The organism is Collinsella sp. TM06-3 (assembly GCF_003436395.1).
In the GTDB taxonomy this organism is placed as follows: domain Bacteria; phylum Actinomycetota; class Coriobacteriia; order Coriobacteriales; family Coriobacteriaceae; genus Collinsella.
Window position 1 is genome coordinate 15,758 of record NZ_QSPG01000004.1, and the last position, 20,355, is coordinate 36,112.

Annotated in this window: 18 protein-coding genes; 2 read left to right on the forward strand and 16 right to left on the reverse strand. The window is 58.6% G+C overall.

The window, feature by feature from the left end; all coding sequences use genetic code 11:
* Window positions 1-37: 37 nt before the first annotated feature.
* Window positions 38-487 carry a LysM peptidoglycan-binding domain-containing protein gene (locus DXD56_RS02515; protein ID WP_158549288.1) on the reverse strand — a complete coding sequence of 150 codons (450 nt, stop codon included), beginning with the start codon at window positions 485-487 and terminating at the stop codon, window positions 38-40.
* A gap of 163 nt (window positions 488-650) precedes the next feature.
* Between DXD56_RS02515 and lexA the strand changes: the two genes are divergently transcribed.
* A complete protein-coding gene (lexA, locus tag DXD56_RS02520; protein WP_040359862.1) occupies window positions 651-1,295 on the forward strand; it encodes a transcriptional repressor LexA in 645 nt (214 codons plus the stop codon).
* Window positions 1,295-1,999, forward strand: coding sequence for a heparan-alpha-glucosaminide N-acetyltransferase (locus DXD56_RS02525; RefSeq protein ID WP_117639862.1), 705 nt, complete (start codon window positions 1,295-1,297; stop codon window positions 1,997-1,999). The genes lexA and DXD56_RS02525 overlap by 1 nt, the downstream gene beginning before the upstream one ends.
* Here the strand turns inward: DXD56_RS02525 and hflX are convergent.
* The 15 genes from hflX to DXD56_RS02600 all read right to left on the reverse strand — a co-directional run bounded on the left by hflX (window position 1,984) and on the right by DXD56_RS02600 (window position 20,055).
* On the reverse strand, window positions 1,984-3,273 hold the full coding sequence (gene hflX, locus DXD56_RS02530) for a GTPase HflX (RefSeq protein WP_117639864.1): 1,290 nt from the start codon (window positions 3,271-3,273) through the stop codon (window positions 1,984-1,986). The two genes, DXD56_RS02525 and hflX, sit on opposite strands and share 16 nt — an antisense overlap.
* Window positions 3,273-4,211, reverse strand: a complete 939-nt coding sequence (miaA, locus tag DXD56_RS02535; RefSeq protein ID WP_117639866.1) for a tRNA (adenosine(37)-N6)-dimethylallyltransferase MiaA — start codon at window positions 4,209-4,211, stop codon at window positions 3,273-3,275. The genes hflX and miaA overlap by 1 nt, the downstream gene beginning before the upstream one ends.
* Complete coding sequence (gene miaB / locus DXD56_RS02540; RefSeq protein WP_117639868.1) at window positions 4,211-5,581, reverse strand: tRNA (N6-isopentenyl adenosine(37)-C2)-methylthiotransferase MiaB; 1,371 nt, start codon at window positions 5,579-5,581, stop codon at window positions 4,211-4,213. Before miaB ends, miaA begins: the two co-directional genes overlap by 1 nt.
* A gap of 45 nt (window positions 5,582-5,626) precedes the next feature.
* Window positions 5,627-5,944 (reverse strand): stage V sporulation protein S, encoded by a 318-nt coding sequence (locus tag DXD56_RS02545; RefSeq protein ID WP_006235982.1) that lies wholly within the window; start codon window positions 5,942-5,944, stop codon window positions 5,627-5,629.
* 74 nt (window positions 5,945-6,018) lie between these two features.
* A complete protein-coding gene (locus DXD56_RS02550; RefSeq protein ID WP_117639870.1) occupies window positions 6,019-7,104 on the reverse strand; it encodes an ATP-binding protein in 1,086 nt (361 codons plus the stop codon).
* A 1-nt stretch (window position 7,105) separates the two neighbouring features.
* Complete coding sequence (gene rny / locus DXD56_RS02555; RefSeq protein ID WP_117629182.1) at window positions 7,106-8,656, reverse strand: ribonuclease Y; 1,551 nt, start codon at window positions 8,654-8,656, stop codon at window positions 7,106-7,108.
* A gap of 257 nt (window positions 8,657-8,913) precedes the next feature.
* Window positions 8,914-9,606, reverse strand: a complete 693-nt coding sequence (locus DXD56_RS02560) for a regulatory protein RecX (protein WP_117639872.1) — start codon at window positions 9,604-9,606, stop codon at window positions 8,914-8,916.
* Window positions 9,607-9,617: 11 nt separating this feature from the next.
* Window positions 9,618-10,766 carry a recombinase RecA gene (gene recA / locus DXD56_RS02565; RefSeq protein WP_022094695.1) on the reverse strand — a complete coding sequence of 383 codons (1,149 nt, stop codon included), beginning with the start codon at window positions 10,764-10,766 and terminating at the stop codon, window positions 9,618-9,620.
* A gap of 257 nt (window positions 10,767-11,023) precedes the next feature.
* Window positions 11,024-11,554 carry a CinA family protein gene (locus DXD56_RS02570; protein WP_117639874.1) on the reverse strand — a complete coding sequence of 177 codons (531 nt, stop codon included), beginning with the start codon at window positions 11,552-11,554 and terminating at the stop codon, window positions 11,024-11,026.
* A gap of 12 nt (window positions 11,555-11,566) precedes the next feature.
* A complete protein-coding gene (pgsA, locus tag DXD56_RS02575; RefSeq protein WP_231500751.1) occupies window positions 11,567-12,115 on the reverse strand; it encodes a CDP-diacylglycerol--glycerol-3-phosphate 3-phosphatidyltransferase in 549 nt (182 codons plus the stop codon).
* A 99-nt stretch (window positions 12,116-12,214) separates the two neighbouring features.
* Entirely contained in the window at window positions 12,215-13,564 is a 1,350-nt protein-coding gene (rimO, locus tag DXD56_RS02580) for a 30S ribosomal protein S12 methylthiotransferase RimO (RefSeq protein WP_117639878.1), read from the reverse strand.
* Window positions 13,565-13,591: 27 nt separating this feature from the next.
* Entirely contained in the window at window positions 13,592-14,089 is a 498-nt protein-coding gene (locus tag DXD56_RS02585) for a YajQ family cyclic di-GMP-binding protein (protein WP_022094699.1), read from the reverse strand.
* A gap of 26 nt (window positions 14,090-14,115) precedes the next feature.
* Window positions 14,116-15,609, reverse strand: a complete 1,494-nt coding sequence (locus DXD56_RS02590; RefSeq protein WP_117639880.1) for a helix-turn-helix transcriptional regulator — start codon at window positions 15,607-15,609, stop codon at window positions 14,116-14,118.
* Window positions 15,609-18,383, reverse strand: coding sequence for a DNA translocase FtsK (locus tag DXD56_RS02595; protein ID WP_233524908.1), 2,775 nt, complete (start codon window positions 18,381-18,383; stop codon window positions 15,609-15,611). Before DXD56_RS02595 ends, DXD56_RS02590 begins: the two co-directional genes overlap by 1 nt.
* 1 nt (window position 18,384) lies before the next feature.
* Window positions 18,385-20,055 carry a ribonuclease J gene (locus tag DXD56_RS02600; protein ID WP_117639882.1) on the reverse strand — a complete coding sequence of 557 codons (1,671 nt, stop codon included), beginning with the start codon at window positions 20,053-20,055 and terminating at the stop codon, window positions 18,385-18,387.
* Between the last annotated feature and the right edge of the window lie 300 nt (window positions 20,056-20,355).

The window sequence follows — 20,355 nt, forward strand, 5'->3', positions numbered from 1 at the left end:
AACGATAACAAGGGTACCATGCGCAGCGCGATAATGATTACGAACGAGCAGGAACCTTAAGATGCGCACCGGCGGCGAGCGAACCATGCTCCAGATGATTGACGTTACGGATCATGTCGGAAGTCTCTTGCGTGGAAAGGCCTTCGATTGGATATTCCTCGGCAAGCGACCAAAGAGAATCGCCAGTCTGAACGCGAATGGTCTCGTAAGTAATGTTGGAAACGGACTCGGCATACGCGGCGTGACGAGCGCTAAAGACCGAAGTAGCGAGGACAAAGAAGAGCGTAAGCGCAACGGCGACGGCGACAATCGTCGGAACCTTCAGGGCAACGCGGGCCGGCGCGACTACAGCCTGCTGATTGCGAGCAGGCTTTACGGTCAAAGGTTGAATGCCGGAGCGGCCACCCTGAACAACCGTAAAAGTGGGTTCTGCAGGCGTCTCGAGCTTAAGGGCGAGGTTTCCCTGGACCATATTCGTTGCGTTCATCATGTTCTCCTCTCGCGTGTTTTGCTGAGAACAGTTTTATCAAGCCGCGCGGACAAAAATGTCTAGCGCGAGAACGAATGTTCGGTTATTATTATCTTCGAACAGTTGTTCCTGTCAAGCAAAATTCGAACATTTGTTTGACATGGGTAGAGAGGATGCCCTGATGGCTCGCAAAATTACCAAGCGTCAGCAGCAAATTTACGACTTCATCAAGGAATATCAGCAGGAGAAGGGTTATCCGCCCAGCGTGCGCGAGATGGCTTCTGCCGTGGGCCTTTCCTCCCCCAGCACCGTGCACGCCCATCTCTCTGCCCTGGAGGCGCGCGGGCTACTCAAGCGCGATGCCACCAAACCGCGCGCCCTGGAACTCTTTAACGAGGACGGTTCCTCTGTCTCAATTTCTAAATCTGACGAGCCCACCGCACCTCGCGGAACGGTCTCGCTACCGCTCGTTGGTCGCGTCGCGGCAGGGATTCCCATTCTGGCCGAGCAGAATATTGAAGACACGTTTACTATCCCGACCGAAATCGCCACTGATCAGGGTTCCTTTATCCTTGAGGTGCATGGGAGCTCAATGATCAATGTCGGCATCTTCAATGGCGATTACATCATCGTCCGTGAACAAAAGAGTGCCATGAACGGCGAAATTGTCGTGGCCATGATTGATGGTTCAGCGACCGTCAAGACGTTCTACAAGGAGCAGGGGCGCGTGCGCTTGCAGCCCGAGAACGACACTATGGAGCCCATCTATGCGACGAACCCCGTTATTTTGGGTAAAGTTGTCGGTTTAATGCGCCGGTTCTCGTAATGCAAAAACGCATCACCATCTTTGATACCGTCCGCGGGTTTACGATGATTTCTATGGCAGGTTTTCACGCTTGCTATGATCTCGCCTACCTGTACGGCTGGGATATGCCTTGGTTTACCCAGACTGTCTTTCAAGACGTCTGGCGCGCCAGCATCAGCTGGGTATTTTTGTTTATCGCGGGTTGGATGTGCACTCTTTCGCGCAACAATATCAAACGTGCCGCCAAATACGCCTTAGCAGCACTCGTTGTCTGGTTGGCAACAACACTTGTCTCATTCGACGATTCGGTTAATTTTGGCATCATCTACTGCATGGCCGCATGCACCGGCATCGTGGCGTTGACCGATCCCGTCCTTAAGAAGATAACGGCGAGATGGGGCATGCCCCTATGCCTTGTGTTGTTCGCCCTCACCTGGAGCATCCCCAAAACGATCTACCCTGTCCCCTACCTGGCGTGGCTGGGATTTCCGAGCCCTGGGTTTGTCTCAGGTGATTACTACCCCATCATCCCGTTTATCTTTATGTATCTTGCAGGATACTTCGCCGCACACATAGCGAAGAGTATCGATAAGACCGTCCCTAGCTGGGCCTACGCCAACCCCCTGCCGGCGCTCGCCAGCCTTGGACGTCACGCTCTCCCCTTTTATCTGCTGCATCAGCCCATCATTCTGGGCATTTTGGAGATCGTCTACTCGGTGCGATAACGCTCGAGCCGCGGTGCAATACGAGCCGGCAGTTTCGCCACAATGCGAACGCCGTCCTCGAGATATTCCTCATGCAGAAGGGTTCCCTGCTCATGCACCAGCGTGATGAGAGCGCCCTCACGATACGGGATATCAGCGGAGAGCAACACATCGGTGGCAGCTGCCTCGCAAGCAATCCGGTCGACGAGATCGTCGAGCCCCTCGCCCGTTTGGGCCGAGAACAGAACGGCCTCCGGATAGCGACGACGGAAACTCAATCGATCGACGCTATCGAGAAGATCGATTTTATTGAATACGGTCAGCGTTAAACGCTCTCCGGCGCCGATCTCATCAAGCACGCGGTCGACAGCCTCCAGCTGCCGCTCATAGTCCTCGTCAGACGCATCTACGACTTTGAGAATTAGATCGGCACCCAAAACCTCGGACAGCGTCGATTTAAAGGCATCGACCAGACCATGCGGCAGCTTTTGAATAAAGCCGACGGTATCGGTAATCGTCATGCCGCGACCGCCGGGCAGACGATACGAACGCGTCGTCGGGTCGAGCGTAGCAAACAGCTTGTCCTGCGAAAGTACCGTAGAGCCGGTCAGACGATTGAGCAACGTCGATTTACCGGCATTGGTATAACCGGCTAACGCGACGCGAAACGCCGGGGACTCAATGCGACTCTTGGATTGAACATCGCGACGCTGTTCAACCTGCTTGAGCTCACGACGAAGCGCAGCGATCTTATTACGAATGAGGCGACGGTCGACCTCGAGCTGACTTTCGCCCTGACCAAAACGTGAGCCGATGCCGCCGCGCGTCTGCTCCTTAGCGAGATGGCTCCACATGCCACGCAGGCGAGGCAACAAATATTGAAGCTGTGCCAGCTGTACCTGCAGGCGTCCCTCACGCGTCTGAGCATGCAGGCCAAAGATATCCAGGATCAGTGCAGTACGATCGATAATCTTTACCGGCTCGCCCACGGCTTTCTCCAAATAGGATTGCTGCGAGGGGGTCAGGTCGTCGTCAAAAATAACGACATCGGCATCCATGCGATGCACCAGGCCGCACAGCTCTTCAACCTTACCGGAACCGATAAACGATTTAGGATACGGCTTTACCAAACGCTGCGACAAGCGTGCCACGCACTGGGCACCAGCTGTGTGGGCAAGACGCTCCAGCTCATCAAGCGAGCGATCGAGCGGCCATGCATTGTCGCGCCACTCAACACCAACTAAAATGGCACGCTCGGGCTCGGGTGCCGTGGGAACAAGGGGGAAACGGGGCATTAGGCAGCCTCAATACGATGCAGGATATCCTCAACGACCTCATCGATCGTACATTCATCCATATCAAACCACACGATACGGTCATCGCGCTTAAACCACGAAAGCTGACGCTTGGCATAACGACGCGAACGCATCTTAATGAGTTCGCGAGCCTCATCCATGCTCATCACGCCATTGAAAGCATCAATGATCTCTTTATAGCCAATTGCCTGCATCGACGTCAGGGCATCTCCCAGCCCCTGGCCCATAAGACCGCGGACCTCATCGACAAGACCCTGCTCAAACATCAGATCGACGCGCTGGTTAATGCGCTCGTAGAGCACCTCGCGATTACGCGTCAGACCAAACCAAAGGGCATGATAATGCTCGTGCGGAACACTAAACTGCGACTTTTGCTGCGCATAGGAGACGCCATCATCATGCATCTCGAGCGCACGAATCACACGGCGCACGTTATGGGGATGAATAACAGCAGCCGATTCTGGATCGCGCTCGGCAAGCAAGGCATGCAGTTCTTCCTCGCCAATACGCTCGGCAAGCTCCTGATAGCCCGCACGACGATCGTCCTCAAGTTCACCCGAGGGAAAGTCCATCTCATCGAGGGCGGCCTTGAGATACAGCCCCGTACCTCCGCAAAAAACCGGCAGGCAACCCGAACCAAGGAGACGTTCAACATGCGCGCGAGCGTCGGCCTGATAAAGCGCAGCAGAATATGCCACACCCGGCTCTACAATGTCGACGAGACGCAGCGGCGCCGTGCACTCATCGGGCGCCATCTTTGCGGTACCGATGTCCATGCCGCGATAGATTTGCATCGCATCGCACGACAGCACTTCGGACGAAAGACGAGCTGCCAAACGGTCGGCAACATCACTCTTACCAACCGCCGTCGGACCGACGATCGCAACGGCGGAAAGACCTGCCCCGGGAGAAACCATTAGCGCGGCTCGCCCACAACGGAGCCGGACAAATACCAGGTCTTGGCAACGTCAACGTCAACATCAACGATCTTACCAACAAGCTGATCGATGCTGTAACCCTCGGGGATAGGCGCATGCACGGTCTGATTCTTGGGACTCTTGCCCAGCAGGACCGCGTCGTTCTTTTTACTCGTTCCCTCAATGAGCGCCGGAACCACAGTATGAAGCTCACCCTGGTTATACTCGTGTGCCGTGGTCTCGATAACCTTAACCAGACGGTTGAAACGCTCGAGAATAACCTCATGCGGCGTAGGATCGTCAATCTCGGCGGCCGGGGTACCGGCGCGCTTGGAATAGATGAAGGTATAGGCCTGAGCATAGCGGACCGTCTCGGCAAGTGAGAGCGTCTGCTCAAAGTCTTCTTCAGTCTCACCCGGGAAGCCAACGATAATGTCGGTCGAGAGCGCGATATCGGGCATGCGGTTGCGAATGCGATCGACAAGGCCCAGATAGTCCTCGCGTGTATAACGGCGATTCATCTCTTTGAGGATCCGCGTCGAACCTGACTGGACGGCCAAGTGCAGCTGCGGCATAACGGCAGGCGTCTCGGCCATGGCGTCGATGGTCTCGGGCAACAGGTCCTTGGGATGCGAAGACGTAAAGAAGATGCGCTCCACGCCCGTATCGCCCACGGCACGCAGCAGATCGGCAAAACGCGGCTTGCCAAACAGATCGCGACCATATGAGTTAACGTTTTGGCCCAGCAGCGTAATCTCACGCACGCCCTGGCGCACCAAACCGGTCACCTCGTCGACAATCTCCTCGAAGGGGCGGCTCTTTTCGCGACCGCGCACGTACGGCACGATGCAATAGGTGCAGAAATTATTGCAGCCCGTCATGATGGGCACCCAGGCGTGATACTGAGTCTCGCGATGCCACGGCATGCTCATGGCATCCGTATCCTCATGCTCATTGGTGCGGATATGACGCTTACCATCACGGAACGCCTCGGCAATGAGCTCGGCCACATGTGCAATGGAATGCGTGCCAAAGATGACATTGACGTTATCGACGTTGGTGAGCAGGCCCTCGCCATCGCGCTGCGCGATGCAACCGCCAACGGCAACCACGCGCTTGCCCGAAGGCGAAGGCGGCAGGCTTTTGCAGGAATTGCACTGACCGTACAGGCGAGTATCGGCGGCCTCGCGCACGCAGCACGTCATGAAGACAACGATATCGGCATGCGCGGGATCGAGCGCCATGAGGCAGCCATACGAATCAAGCAGACCGCTCACACGCTCGGAGTCGTGCTGATTCATCTGGCAGCCAAAGGTGCGGATAAAGTAGGTTTTACCGGCAAGAATATCGCGTACGGAACGCTGGTCCATGTGCATAAGTCCTAACGATGGGGAGCGAAACAAGGCAAGCAGAAGCTATGCCACAGGCTTAACATCATCCATGACGACGTTATCCATAGCAGCTCGATTGATCTGGTGAACGTAGATAGAAAGGCGGATGGCCGTGCGCGACTCCCCGTTAATGAGGATGTCGGAGAACACGGGCGCGCAGGAAATATCAAAACCGGTTGGAATCAAAAAACCGCGCGCGATAGCAACGGCCTTAATAGCCTGGTTGACGGCACCGGCGCCGACACACTGGATGTTGACGGGTACACCATCCTTGACCATGCCGGCGATGGCGCCGGCAACGGACGCGGGCGATGATTTGCTTGATACCTTCAGGCAATCCATGAAGAAACTCCTGCATTTAAAAGTACGTTTTAACTGCAACAACTGTATCGTACCGAGTGGACTCGGTAAAGGCACTATTCCTCTTTGGCAAGATCAAAGGTCACGGTGATTCGATCACGCGAAACACGGATCTTTGGGTCGCCGCAAAGGTTGAGATAGTACCGGGCGGCAAGGTCATTAAAGTCGCGTTCCACAGCGCGCGAAAACTGTGCCATGTCATCCTTGGCAATACGTAGCCCGCGACGATCCTTCGCGAGATCGACAGGAGTCGGCGCATGCGAGGACGAATCACGCTCGCGCAGCAGACGCGCGGTCACACCGCGAACGGGCTTAATCTGCCCTGCCAAAATGCGATGGGCCGTGCGCTCGGACATCTCAAGACCCAAACCCGAACAAATACGGATAAAGTCCTCGGCATCAGAAGCAAGGCCTAAACGATCGACAACCGGAAGCTCGCTCTCGTCATCAATGAACAGGAGACGAGACGTATCGAGCCGACTTGACGCTTGAGCATAAAGGGTCGCGGCAATCTCAGACGGAGAACCGAGATAGACATCGCAACCACGCAACTCCTCGAGCGCAAACTCACAAGCAGCGCGAATAATATTATGTGGACCGCGAGCGCAGACATAACGTCCGTCCTCATCCTTGACGGCCTGGGGCCAGCTGGACTGATCGGCACGCTCACTGAGGCGGTCGGCCGCAACGCTCACCTTGAAGGCTGAACCAAGATCGACGCCGGACGTGACCACACGGGCCTCGTCGGCGTTCTGCTTAATCGAAAACAATGCCATGCCACGACCGTGAACGCCCCAACGGTCCATCTTCATACTCTCGAGCTTGGAGGTAACGCGGGCATCAAAGATTCGCTCTTGCATATCCTGCGGAACGCCAGAACCGTTATCCAGAAAGACAAGCGTGCGGACGCCATCTTCCTTGGTCGTGGCGAGATAGACCTTGTCGGCGCCGGCATCGCGAGCATTACGGAGCATTTCGATGACGATGTCCTCGACATGCTGAATGTCGTGCTTAGCCTGGCGCCGCTCGGCCTCCGAAACGCGGAGGCGGACATACCCCTCGCCAAGGTTCTCCTCGACGCGAAGGTTGCCCTCCCCCGACATCGACGCGATAAATGAGATGAGCTCGTTCGCGTCGCTCATGTTATTTAGCGATATCGACAGCGCGGCTCTCGCGAATCACGACGACGCGCACCTGACCGGGATACTCCATCTCTTCCTCGATCTGATGGGCGATATCGTGAGCCAGAACCGTGGACTGGGCATCGGAAATCTTGTCCGGCTGGACCATGACGTGGACCTCGCGACCGGCCTGCATGGCATAGGTACGTTCGACGCCGTCATGGGAGTTGGCGATCTCCTCAAGCTTCTCAAGACGCTTGATGTAGTTCTCGGCAGACTCGCGACGGGCACCGGGGCGAGAGGCAGAGACAGCATCGGCGGCCTGCACCAGGACATCGAGCACCGTGTTGGGGTCGACATCGGCATGGTGAGCCTCAATAGCGTGGACGATAACGGGCTTCTCGCCATAACGGCGGGCAAGCTCGGCGCCGATGACGGCATGCGGGCCCTCGACGTCGTGGTCGATTGCCTTGCCCAGGTCATGAAGCAGGCCGGCGCGCTTGGCGGTCACAACGTCCAGGCCAAGCTCGGAAGCCATCACGCCGCACAGATCAGAGACCTCGAGGGAATGCTGAAGCACGTTCTGACCAAACGAGGTACGGTAGCGCAGGGCACCAAGGGTCTTGACGATCTCGGGGTGCAGATCGTGGATGCCGGTATCGAAGGCAGCCTGCTCGCCAGCCTCGCGCACGCGCTGCTGAACCAGGTCGGCGGCCTTGTGATACATCTCCTCGATACGGGCAGGGTGAATGCGGCCGTCGGCGATGAGGTTCTCGAGGGCGACGCGGGCGGTCTCACGACGGACCGGGTCGAAGCTCGAAAGAACGACGGTCTCGGGCGTGTCGTCGATCACGAGGTTGACGCCGGAAACCTGCTCGAAGGTCCGGATGTTGCGACCCTCGCGACCGATGATACGGCCTTTGAGGTCATCAGAGGGAATGTGCACGGAGGTAACGGTGACCTCGGCAGTGTGATCGGCAGCGCAGCGCTGAATCGCCAGAGACAGAATCTCCTGGGCGGTCTTGTGGCACTCGGCGCGAACCTGCTGCTCAGACTCGCGAATGATCGTGGCGGCCTCGTGGGTGACCTCGCCGCGAACCTTATCAAGGAGCTCCTTGTGCGCGTCCTCGCGGGTAAGGTCGGCGATACGCTCGAGCTCGGAGGTCTGCTTTGCGCAGAGCTCCTCGAGCTCACGGGAGCGCTTCTCGACCTGACCGGCCTGGCTGGACAGCTGATGCTCGCGCTTGTCGAGAGCGTCGTTGCGGCGATCGAGAGATTCCTCGCGCTGCATCACGCGGTTCTCGAGCGTACGAATCTCGTTCTTACGCTGCTTGTCCTCGGCCTCAGCGGCCTGCTTGTTCTTGATGATCTCCTCTTTAGCCTCGAGCAGAGCCTCTTTTTTGAGGGTCTCGGCCTGACGCTTAGCATCACCGATCAGGGACTCAGCCTGTGCGTGTGCCGACTGGATTTTTTCGTCGGCCTCGTGAAGACTACCCTGCTTGGCGGTGCGCATGTAGGCAATGGCGGCGATGGCACCCAAAATGATGCCAACGAGCGCTGCGATGATAGGCATGCTCACTCCTTTTTATGGATTCGTTACACAACAAAGCGAACCGTCCTTACGAACGGCTCGCGACATTTGAGTAATATGGGCGCAGCTTATGCGGGTCGGATACAGATAAACATATAAACAAACTCATCACAGATGAGCACATATCACAAAGCAAATGACAGTGTTTATCGTACGTTGAACCACAACAACTGTCAAATAAATGGCCCCAGCACGGCGGCTAAAACGCGGTGAACGGCAGGGCCACAAAACGCATACGCCTAAACCGCACATTCCTCACGTTCGGCATCGAGACGTGCCTTAACGGCATCGGCGGCGATGTGATACGAGAAGCCCTTGCCCATCAAAAACCGAACCAGTTTTTCGAATCCGCGCGTCTCTGGAACACGCCGCTTGGCGAGCAGGGCTGACGCACGCGCCAAATCGTCTTCGACGGCAAAATAATCCTCGGGATAACCGGGAATGTCATCGAGCACGACATGACGGCGCTTGAGCTCGGTCTCGATTTTACGCTGTCCCCAACCGCGCCGCTTGCGTTCCTCGATAAAGTACGAGCAAAAGCGGTTCTCGTCTAAAAAGCGATACTCGGTGGCGCGCTCGACGGCGAAATCGATCGCGGGCTGGCGAAAGCCGTAGCGTGCCAACTTGTCACGGACCTCACCCGTCGCATGGTCGCGTCGCGATAGCATCTCGGTCACCATGGTAAGTGCACATTTACGCTCGATGAGCTGCACCGCTTCACGAAAGTTATCCCAATCACAGGGAAGATCGGGGCGATTTTTGACATACAGGCGCGCGACCCGCACGGGAATCCAAATGGACCGCTCAAAACCGCCCTCAAGCTCACAATCGATATGTGCGCAAGGCTTTTTGGACGCATACCCGCTCGAGAACGAGGAGGCCGCCTTCTTATCGGGAAGGACAACCGTGGCCTCGGTCACCGTATACGACATGAGCGTAACCGCTACTCGTCGTCATCATCGAGCATGGCGGAACCATCGATGGCGTAAAGCTCGTCAAACTCCTCAGGCGCAGGCTGATCGGTCAGCTCGACCTCGGACGGAGCATCGTCATCAAACTCAAGCCCGCAGGCAAGGCGGACCTTATGCTCAATCTCGTCGGCGCAATCGGGGTGTTCGCGCAGGAACGCCTTGGCGGCCTCGCGACCGTTGCCGAGCTTGTCCTCGCCATAGGCAAACCAGGAGCCCATCTTCTTGCAAATGCCGCACTCGACAGCCATGTCCAGAATCGAGCCCTCCTTAGAGATGCCCGTACCGTACATGATGTCGAACTCAGCAGAACGGAACGGAGCTGCCACCTTGTTCTTAACGACCTTGGCGCGCACGCGGTTACCGATAACCTCATCCTTAAGCTTAATGCTGTCGATGCGGCGAATGTCGATACGCACCGAAGAGAAGAACTTAAGGGCGCGGCCGCCCGTCGTGGTCTCAGGGTTGCCGAACATGACGCCGATCTTCTCTCGCAGCTGGTTAATGAAGATGCATGTCGTGTTGGACTTGGACAGCGAGCCGGCGAGCTTGCGGAGCGCCTGACTCATCAGACGAGCTTGCAATCCGACCGTGGTATCGCCGATCTCTCCCTCGATCTCGGCACGCGGGGTCAGCGCGGCGACGGAGTCGACGACGATGGCATCGATGGCGCCGGAACGCACGAGCATGTCAACAATCTCGAGCGCCTGCTCACCCGTATCAGGCTGGGAAATCAGTACCTCGTCGATATCCACGCCAATGCGCGCGGCATACGTGGGATCGAGCGCGTGCTCGGCATCGATAAATGCCACCACGCCACCCATTGCCTGGGCTTCGGCCAGGATCTCGAGCGAAAGCGTCGTCTTACCGGAGGACTCAGGACCGTAAATCTCGACGATACGGCCGCGCGGCACACCGCCGATACCCAGAGCGGCATCGAGTGCCAGAGCGCCCGTGGGGATGGCCTCAACCTCAAGCTCGGGGCCGCCGTCACCATACCTCATGATGGAGCCTTGACCGAACTTCTTCTCGATCTCGGCCTTGGTGGTGGCGATCATCTCATCGCGCTCTTTACCCGTCGTGCGAGCATGAACGGTACGTACGGGACCTGAATTCTTGGCCATGAATAGCCCTCCTCTTAACAACCTGCATCGATAATAAACGAACGGCTGTTCGTGGTCAACCGTTCAGGCCAATCATATGCAGGCAGTCTTTCCAAAACCCAACCAAACGCCGACCAAACACTGACCAAATGCTTGACCACAAAGGGGCAAATAAGAACAAGAAAGGCAAAAATACACCTATGACCAGCGCAAACGCTAAATTCGTCAGGGGTCCCTATCTCCACAATTAAGGGGCCCGAAGGCCCCTTAAAACACGTCTATTCCATAGAGTTGAGCACAAGGGCAATGCGTCCCAATGCCTCCGCGACCGCATGGGCACGAACACACGAACGGTCGCCCTCATAGTGGCAGCGCACAGAGTCCACGACCGGCACTTCCCCATCAGCCGCGCGATACGCCCAGCCAATATAGAAAGTGCCAGCCGGATCGTCCTCAGTGCCGCCGCCGGGGCCGGCATAACCCGTTGCGCTCACTGCAATATCGCTCTGGTACAGCTCCAGCGAACCCGCCGCCATCTCGCGCGCGGTCTGATGCGACACCGCGGTATAGCGGTCGAGCGTCTCCTGATCAACACCCAAAACGCGATGCTTGATCTCATCGCAGTAGGTCACCGCACCGCCACGCAGCACCGCCGAGGCGCCCGGGATATCGGCAATCGTCGAGGCGATCATACCTGCTGTCAGCGACTCAGCCGTCGAAACCGTCACGCCCCGAGCGCTCGCGCGCTCGACAATATGACGCGCCAGCTCCTCGTTATGTGCGGAGATCTGCTCAAAAGAGTCCGTCATACCCACCAGAACCTAGACCGAAAAGACGATCTTGCGGCAGTTCCAGAAGTACTGGGCGCCCGAGATAACGGTCAGGACAACGGCAACGGCGTACAGGAAGCGCGACACCGAGTAGATGCCGAGCGTCAGCGCCAGCGGGCCAAGGTGCAAGCCGGCCATAGCAAAGACGCACAGGTAACCGCAGATGGAGACCATCGTGGTCGCCGTCTTGTACTTGCCAAGCTTATCGGCGGCAACGACCACGCCGGCGGCACTCGCGACCATGCGAAGGGCGCTCACCAGAAGCTCACGGAACAGGATAATGAACACGGACCACACGGTCACAGCGCCAAAATCCAAGAACAGCAGCAGAGCCGAGAACACCAGCAGCTTATCGGCAATGGGGTCCAAGAATTTACCGAAGTCGGTAATCTCATTGCGCGAACGCGCCAGATAACCGTCGACCTTATCGGTGCACGACAGGATCACATACAGAATGAAGGCAGCGGCGGCGAGCGGGCCGTCGAAGGTGCTCCAATCTGTACCGGCAACACTCGTGTGAGAAAGCGCCGACACGATCATGAACACCGGGATAAAGACGATGCGAACGCACGTCACGATGTTGGCGGGCGTCCAAACACTCGTCAGTTCCTTATTGCTCTCGTTTGCCACGATGCTCTCCTACTCCACAACATGGCCGATAAGCTCATAGCAGAAGCTATCGGTAAACTCGACCGTCAGAATATCGCCCACGGACGCCTCACTGGCGTCCAAGTGCACCGCGCCATCCGAATCGGGCGCCTGGAACCAAGCATGGCCGATCAGCTCGGCGCCGTCCTCGGTCTCCTCGATGCCGTCGACAATCACCTGGGCGCGCTCGCCCACATGTGCGGCGGTGGCGGCAAAACCGAGCGACTCGGCCAGGTCCATGGCCTCCTGGGCGCGCTCGAGCTTGACCTCCTCATCGACCTGACCCTCCATCTTAGCGGCCAGGCTGCCCTCCTCCTGCGAGTAGGCAAAGACACTCGTGTAGTCAAAGCCGACGGTGTCCATAAAGTCGATAAGGTCGCGGAACTCGTCGTCGGTCTCGGTCGGGAAGCCGACCATGGCCGTGGAACGGATCACGATGCCGGGGATACGCTCACGCAGATCGCGGAACAGGTCCTCGAGCTCCTGGCGCGAACCAGAACGGCGCATAGCCTTGAGGATGCGCGCGTCGCAGTGCTGCACGGGGATATCGATATAGGGCAGCACCTCGGGCATATCGCGAATCGTATCGATAAGCTCGTCGGTCATGCCCTCGGGCTGCAGATAGAGCACGCGGACCCAGACGTTGTGCGGGCGCACGGCCTCGGCGACGGCATGCAGCAGCTGCGCCAGATTGCGCGGCGAGCCATCGGTGGCGTCTTCGTCGGCAAAGTCGGTGCCCCAAATACCCGTGTCCTGGCCGATCAGCACGATCTCGCGCACACCGCCGGCAACCAGGTCGCGTACCTCGGAGATAATGCTCTCGGCATTGCGCGAGTGATAACGACCGCGGATATACGGGATCATGCAGAAGCTGCAGAAGCGGTTGCAGCCATCGGAAATCTTGACGTAAGCAACGGCGCCCTCGACAGTGCGCTTGACTTGCGGAATATAGGCAGCGATCTCACGCTCGACACCCAGCACGCCATCGATGACCGCCACGACGCCGTCCTCCTCGTCGGCCTTCACAAAGGCAGCGACCTCGGGCAGCTCGTCAGGCAGGTCGTCGCCATAGCGCGACGGCACACAGCCGCACATGACGATGGGACAAGAACGAACGCCGTCCTGAACCTCGTTGGCGAGCTCGAGCGTGGTCTCGATGCTCTCGGACGTTGCGGAGGCGAGGAACGAGCATGTATTGACGATGGCGATATCGGCATCCTGTGGGTCGAATGCCTCCTCGTAGCCCGCGGCGGTCAAAAGAGAACGCATGCGGTCGGTGTCAACCTCGTTCTTAGCGCACCCGAGGGTGATGTAGAGCACGGAGCCCAACGGTGTATCCATGTTGGAGAGCAGTCCTTTCGAATGATATTAGCGGTAGTTGGTGAACTGCAGCGGCTGGCCGTAGTCCTGGTCGCGCAGGAACTGGATCACGGTCTGCAACGCGTCCTTCGAAGCAGAGGAAACACGCAGCTTATCGGCCTCGATAGTCACCTTGACCTTGAGCTTTTGGTCCTTGATGTCCTTGTTGATCTTCTTGGCGGTCGCCTGGTCGATACCCTCGACGATATGGCCGAGCACGCGCACGGTGCCGCCCGATGCCGCCTGCGGAGCATCCCACGAGACAGCCTTGAGGTCGATGCCGCGCTTGATGAGCTTGGAGCTCAGCACGTCGATAATCTGCTTGGAGACAAAGTCGGCCGGGGCGTTGATCGTAAAGAGCTTGTCGCCCTTCGAAAGCTCGATCGTGGCGCCGGAATCCTTCAGGTCATAGCGCTGGGAAATCTCGCGCGTGGTTTGCTGGAAGGCGTTGTCGACCTCTTGCATGTTGACCTCGGACACGACGTCGAAGCTGGAATCTTTAGCCATGATGTTTCCTTTCGCGTACGAGCGACTTAGTAGCTATCGTACGAATAGTCGGTAGAATCGGTGGACGTCTGGCCGTCAGTTGCGGTATCGGCGCCATCCGTGGACTGGGCATCGGTACCATCGGTGGTGTCGGTACCATCAGAACTTTCACCATTCTCGGAACCAGTCGTCTCCTTCTTGGGAACGGTGATCGTCACACGCGCCACGCCCGAGGTCTTGGTATCGTAACGGACCTTTTCGCCGTTCTTGGTAACGGTGACATCGGAAGGCTTGGACGTGGTGATCTCGATCGAGGACTCAGGCGTGTACTCCTGCTCAAAGGGGCCAGTCGCCTGGGCGCCATAGACCGACTTGCCATCGACCTTGACCTCAATCCAGGCGGTCTTTCCCTTGGCAACGGAGACCTTGACCTTCGTTACCTCGTTTTCTTCCTTTTTAGCCGTCGTCTTGGTGGCGTCCGAATCGGTCGACTCATCCGTCGCCTCATCGGTGTCCTCATCCTCGTCGACGATTTCGGTCTTCTTAGAAGACTTCTTGGTCGTCGTCTTGGTAGCAGTGGGCGTCTCGGGCGTGGTCTCGGGCGTCGAAGATGCGCAGCCGCGCAGAAGTACCACGATGAGCACGATCAGCAGCAACGCCACGGCACCGATACCGGCGTAGACGATACGCGGATCGAGCCCGTTGTTTTGAGGAGCACGGGAACCGCCGCGTCCACGACTGGAACTGCTGCGGCCGCCTCCCTGAGGCATACGGCCACGATGGCTATCGGAACGGCCGCGATAGCCACCCTGGCCCTGAAGGCTGCGCTGACCCGATCGGGGCGCAAGTTCACCGCGGCCTTGATAGCCACGCTGGCCCGCACGCGGAGCCGAAGAGCGCTGGCCATACGGCTGTGATTGAGAGCGAAGACGCGGCGTCACCTGCGTGGTATCGGCGTCCGCATAGCCGCCGCGAGCACGACCGGCAGAGATACCACGGTGACCGCGATCGGAATAGCCGCCGTCGCCGTAGCCGGCACGAGGGTCACGCGCCACGCCGCGGGCAGCGGGAAGTGCACGGTCCTCGGGCATCGGCGTACTGCGGAACCGGTCACGCTGCGAGCGAATCTCCTCGCCCGAACCCGTCTCGGTAATATAACCGGCCTGCTGAGGACGCTGTCCATAGCGAGTCGAACGACCGCCCTGAACCATCAGGAAGCGCCCGTTATCGACAGAGGAACGCGAATTGACGTAGCCGGCGGCGTCCTGGAAACGACCGCCCTGCTGCGACGTCTCGCGTTCGTATGCCATCAGTTCGTCAAAGTAGGCATTGACGACCTCGCGCGGATTGAGGCCCAAAAAACGAGCATAGCTCGAAATCATGCCCTGCGCATAGCCGCGCGGCGGCATCGAAGCAAAGTTACCGGTCTCGAAAAACTCGATGATCTGCGGCCTGATTTTGATGGTGTTGGCGACCTGCTGAATGGAAAGGCCCATTCGGCGACGCTGCTCGAGCAGCATGTCACCAAAGCGTGCAGCCATCAGAATCCTCCAAACTCACGATCTTCACGTGCCATCTCGGCGTCGACAGATTCCAGCGCGGCAAGCCCTTCCTCGTCCAACAGGACCTCGCGCGGCTTGGAACCGTCGGGCGGGCCGACGACACCCTTTTCTTCCAGCATGTCCATAATACGCCCGGCACGCGCATAGCCAACCTTCAGGCGGCGTTGCAGGCCAGATGTGGAGCCCAGCTGCGATTCCACCACAATATGGGCGGCTTCCCAAATGAGCGGATCATCGTCTTGCGGCTCGGCGACTCCGGTGCGGACAATGCCGCCACCAGCCATGGACATGGAAGCGGGCGCCACGGCGGACAGAATCTCCTCGTGGTAGTCGGGCTCGCTCTGCGACTTGACGAACTCGACAATCTCGTTGATTTCGTCGTCCGAGACAAAGCAGCCCTGGATACGGCGGGGCTTGCCCCAGTCGACCTTGGAGAACAGCATGTCGCCCAAACCGGTGAGCTTCTCGGCACCCATCTGGTCGATGATGACGCGCGAGTCGATGCCCGTGGCGACGTTAAAGGCGATGCGGTTGGTGATGTTGGCCTTGATAAGGCCCGTCACCACGTTGGAGCTGGGGCGCTGCGTGGCAACGATAAGGTGAATACCGGCGGCACGGCCCAGCTGTGCAATACGCACGATCGAGGCCTCGACATCCTTACCGGCGACCATCATCAGGTCAGAGAGCTCGTCAATGATAATGACCAGGTAGGGCATCTTTTGCGGCGGGTTGTCGTAATGCTCAAACTCGCCAGCAGCCTGCTTTTCGTTGTAGGTCGAGATCTTACGCACGTTGAGACGCTCGAAGACCTTCAGGCGACGCTCCATCTCGGACACAGCCCATTGCAGAGCGCTCGCGGCCTGCTTAGGCTCGGTCACCACGGGCACATAGAGATGCGGAAGACCGTTATAGCCCGCAAGCTCGACGCGCTTGGGGTCGACCATAATCAGGCGAACGTCCTCGGGAAGGGCGCGCATGAGCAAGGTCGTGATGATGGAGTTGATCATCACCGACTTACCAGAACCGGTCGTACCGGCAATCAACAGGTGAGGCATCTTGGCGAGGTCGGCGACAACCGGCGTGCCCTCGGCGTCGCGGCCGATGGCGAGCTCGAGCGGACCGCCCTTCACATAGGGCAGCACGTCGCCCAGATTGACGTTCTGGCGCTTGCGGTTGGGAATCTCGATGCCCACGAGCGAGGTGCCGGGGATCGGGGCAAAGATACGCACCGACTGGGCAGCGAGCGAAAGCGCGATATCGTCCTCGAGGCTCGAGATTTTGCTCACACGCTCGCCCTCACCGGGCTGCAGCTTAAAGGTCGTCACCGTGGGGCCGGCGATCCAGCCGACCACGCGGGCACTGCGGCCAAACTCAAGCAAGGTGGATTGCAGTGACTCAGCGGTCTGCTCCAGCTCCTTGTCCGAAGACGCGGCGGAAGCCGACTGCGGGTTGGCATGCAGGATTTCGAGCGGCGGAAGCTTGAGGCCGTCCTCCTCTTCGCCCTCGTTATCTGCGGCGCCGTCGTCCACTCCCCCATCACGAGCCGCAGCCGATTCGATAGCACTCGTGGCAGGCGCATCGGCAACCTTGGGATGCTTTAAGAAGTCGGGAATCTGAGGTGCGGCCGAAACAGGGTTCACGGCAAACGGCGGCTCGGACTCGTCAACCTTGTCCGGATCGTCCTCCATCGAAAGCTGTCCAGTGACCTGCCCGCGCTTGGCGTGGCGACGCGGCAGCAAGGTTGTCTTGGCGGTCTCGAGCGGAGCCTCGTCGTCCTCGTCGTCACCCTCGGTGAGCTCAATCTCGCTATCGGACCAAGACGGGTCGGGCTCGCTTGTGTTGAGCTTGGGCGCAGCCTTGCCCTTCTTGGCATGGCGGCGCGGCAGCAGCGTGGTCTTGGCGCGCTCGGCTTCAACCGACTCGGATACGTCGACAAATGGGTCATCGTCCTCGTCGTCATCCAAAACCGGGTCGACATCGCCACCCATGACCGTGGTCACCGCGGCGTCAGTCCCCTTCTGGCGCAGAATGCTCAGGTGCGGACGAGCGACGCCGGGAACAGACAGGGCCTCTTCATCGCCCCACGGGCTCGCATTGACATCGGCACGTCGACGCTCGGCAAAATCGGCAGCGCGATCGCGTGCGGAGCGCAAAACGCCACCCACCGAAAAGCCGATAATGACCAAACCAACGACGACAAGCCCCAGCAAGACAACCATGGCGATAGGTTTACCCAGGGCGTTTTGCAAGGCACTTGCGATAAAGGCGCCAATGTAGCCGCCCGACACGGAAAGGTTCTGCGGCGTAAACATAAGGTCGCACGAATCGCTCGTGCCCGGCACCATCAGCGAAAGAATGGAGACGACGGCGATAAAGACCAAGGCGCCGCCCGCAACAGAGCGCACGTTGAGCGGCGAGTCCTCACCCAAAAAGAGCGTGGCGGCAAACAGCAAGATGACGATCGGCAGCACGTAGGCGCCCAGACCAAAGCCCAGGTGGTAGAAACCGGCAACCGCAGCCGTCACGGGCGCTGTTGCCGGAGAGATCACGGCAATGAAGGACGCGATCGCCAAAACGGCGATGACCACACCGGCGATATCGCGATTGGCCGAAGGCTCGACCAAGGGCTCAAAATCGTCGAAGTCTGCCTCATGGCCCTTATTGGCACGAAGATGGGAACCGGCACCCTTAGCAGATGCCGGTTGGTTGTTGGCCTTATTGCCTTTGGCGTTTTGTGCAGATCCGCGCGCCAAACTAAACCTCCATGACGACCGGGATGATCATCGGGCGAGTGCGCGTACGGCTCCAGATAAAGTTGGAGAGCGAGTCGCGCACGGCCTTGCGAATGGCGTCGGAACCGCTGCTGGTAAAGCTGAACTTGCCCTTCTCGATCGTCTTCATGATGGACGCGGAGGCATCCTCGGAGAACTGGTCGTCGATGGCAAACGAAACGCCGCGGCCCGAGAACTCGATGGCCTCGATCTTCTTGTGCTTGAGCGAGACGATGGCGACAGCCGTAACCATACCGTCGTTGGCGAGCTTCTGGCGATCGCGCAGGACGATGGGGTCGGTATCGCCGATGCGCAGACCGTCGACGTAGACGACGCCGGACTCGACGGGCGTGCCGCGCTTGACGATACCACCGCGCATCTCGAGCGTGTCGCCGTTATCGAGGATAAAGATATGATCGTCCTTGATGCCCATCTTGCGGGCCAGCTGGGCATGGGCGCGAAGATGCACGGCCTCACCGTGAACCGGCATAAAGTACGTGGGCTTGGCCATGGCCATCAGGAGCTTGAGCTCCTCCTGGCTACCGTGACCCGAGACGTGGACGAGAGCGCGGTTCTTATCCCACACGTCGCAGCCGAGCTTGGCCAGGCTGTTGACGACCTGCTGGACGGCCTTCTCGTTGCCAGGAACGGGAGTTGCCGAGAGGATAACGGTATCGCCCTCGTGAATGGAGAGCGTCTTGTGCTCGCCATTGGCCATGCGGGACAGAGCCGACAGCGGCTCGCCCTGCGAACCAGTGCACATGACGACGATCTTGTCGTCAGGCAGGTTATCGATATCGAAGGCATCGATGATATCGGCATCATCGATGTTGAGGTAGCCCAGCTCGCGTGCCACGCGGGTGTTGGTGAGCATGGAACGACCGGTCACGACGACCTTACGGCCGCACTTGCGGGCGGCGTCGCAGATCTGCTGCAGACGATGGATGTGGCTCGAGAATGACGCAACGAACACGCGGCCCGGAGCATTCTTGATGGCATGCAGCAGATTGGGGCCAACCTCGGCCTCGGACTTGGTAAAGCCGGGGACCGTAGCGTTGGTGGAGTCGGACAGAAGCAGGTCGATGCCCTGCTTGGCAAAGCGGCTGATAGCGGCATAGTCGGGAGTGACGCCGTCGATGGGCGTCTGGTCGAGCTTAAAGTCGCCGGTGTGCATAACGGTGCCTTGATTGGTGCGGATGAACACGCCCAGAGCGCCGGGGATGGAGTGCGTCATCGAGAAGAAGTCGAGCGAGATGCCGCCGAGGTTGACATGGCTGCCGTCCTTGACCTCGCGGAACTTGGGTGCGCGGATGCGGAACTCAGAAAGCTTGCCCTCGATAAAGCCAAGCGTCAGCTTGCTCGAGAAGATGGGCACCTTATTGTTGAGGTCCTGCAGCAGATACGGAAGCGAACCGGTGTGGTCCTCGTGGCCGTGGGTGACGATGATGCCGCGGAGCTTCTCCTCGTTCTCAAGAACATAGGTGTAGTCGGGAAGCACCAGGTCGATACCGGGCTGGGAGTCATCCGGGAACATGAGGCCAGCGTCGACGAGCACCATGTCGTCGCCGCACTCGAAGACCGTCATGTTCTTGCCGATGCTGTCAAGGCCGCCAAGCGGGATGATCTTCAAGGGAGATGATTTTTTAGCTGCCATAGGTTAGTGTGGTTTCCTTTCTTCGAAACGGGTCTGGAACAACCGACGGGGCGCTTCTGGCAAACCGACCGCCGGGAACGTACAAACATGCATCGCAGAGTCGATGCAATAACCACAGTATGATACCCATTTGCCCACCAACAGACCACCCATGCATCAAAGCCCCATCCAAACCGGTCTATCCCGCCGGTTTCCCGTGGGGCGGGCACTGATGAAGTTTCCTGCTCTACAGTCCTGCTCACGACGGAGGCCACATTAAGTGGCCTCCTGTTCGTGCGGAACTCGCGATAAACTTCATCA

What these genes read in the sequence shown, in the direction of transcription:
- DXD56_RS02550 (WP_117639870.1), bottom strand. Translation starts at nt 7,104, where the DNA reads ATGAGCGACGCGAACGAGCTCATCTCATTTATCGCGTCGATGTCGGGG.
- DXD56_RS02515 (WP_158549288.1), bottom strand. Translation starts at nt 487, where the DNA reads ATGAACGCAACGAATATGGTCCAGGGAAACCTCGCCCTTAAGCTCGAG.
- DXD56_RS02545 (WP_006235982.1), bottom strand. Translation starts at nt 5,944, where the DNA reads ATGGATTGCCTGAAGGTATCAAGCAAATCATCGCCCGCGTCCGTTGCC.
- rimO (WP_117639878.1), bottom strand. Translation starts at nt 13,564, where the DNA reads ATGGATACACCGTTGGGCTCCGTGCTCTACATCACCCTCGGGTGCGCT.
- miaB (WP_117639868.1), bottom strand. Translation starts at nt 5,581, where the DNA reads ATGGACCAGCGTTCCGTACGCGATATTCTTGCCGGTAAAACCTACTTT.
- rny (WP_117629182.1), bottom strand. Translation starts at nt 8,656, where the DNA reads ATGCCTATCATCGCAGCGCTCGTTGGCATCATTTTGGGTGCCATCGCC.
- DXD56_RS02600 (WP_117639882.1), bottom strand. Translation starts at nt 20,055, where the DNA reads ATGGCAGCTAAAAAATCATCTCCCTTGAAGATCATCCCGCTTGGCGGC.
- DXD56_RS02525 (WP_117639862.1), top strand. Translation starts at nt 1,295, where the DNA reads ATGCAAAAACGCATCACCATCTTTGATACCGTCCGCGGGTTTACGATG.
- hflX (WP_117639864.1), bottom strand. Translation starts at nt 3,273, where the DNA reads ATGCCCCGTTTCCCCCTTGTTCCCACGGCACCCGAGCCCGAGCGTGCC.
- lexA (WP_040359862.1), top strand. Translation starts at nt 651, where the DNA reads ATGGCTCGCAAAATTACCAAGCGTCAGCAGCAAATTTACGACTTCATC.
- DXD56_RS02590 (WP_117639880.1), bottom strand. Translation starts at nt 15,609, where the DNA reads ATGGCTGCACGCTTTGGTGACATGCTGCTCGAGCAGCGTCGCCGAATG.
- miaA (WP_117639866.1), bottom strand. Translation starts at nt 4,211, where the DNA reads ATGGTTTCTCCCGGGGCAGGTCTTTCCGCCGTTGCGATCGTCGGTCCG.
- DXD56_RS02585 (WP_022094699.1), bottom strand. Translation starts at nt 14,089, where the DNA reads ATGGCTAAAGATTCCAGCTTCGACGTCGTGTCCGAGGTCAACATGCAA.
- recA (WP_022094695.1), bottom strand. Translation starts at nt 10,766, where the DNA reads ATGGCCAAGAATTCAGGTCCCGTACGTACCGTTCATGCTCGCACGACG.
- DXD56_RS02570 (WP_117639874.1), bottom strand. Translation starts at nt 11,554, where the DNA reads ATGACGGACTCTTTTGAGCAGATCTCCGCACATAACGAGGAGCTGGCG.
- DXD56_RS02560 (WP_117639872.1), bottom strand. Translation starts at nt 9,606, where the DNA reads ATGTCGTATACGGTGACCGAGGCCACGGTTGTCCTTCCCGATAAGAAG.
- pgsA (WP_231500751.1), bottom strand. Translation starts at nt 12,115, where the DNA reads ATGATCGTGTCGGCGCTTTCTCACACGAGTGTTGCCGGTACAGATTGG.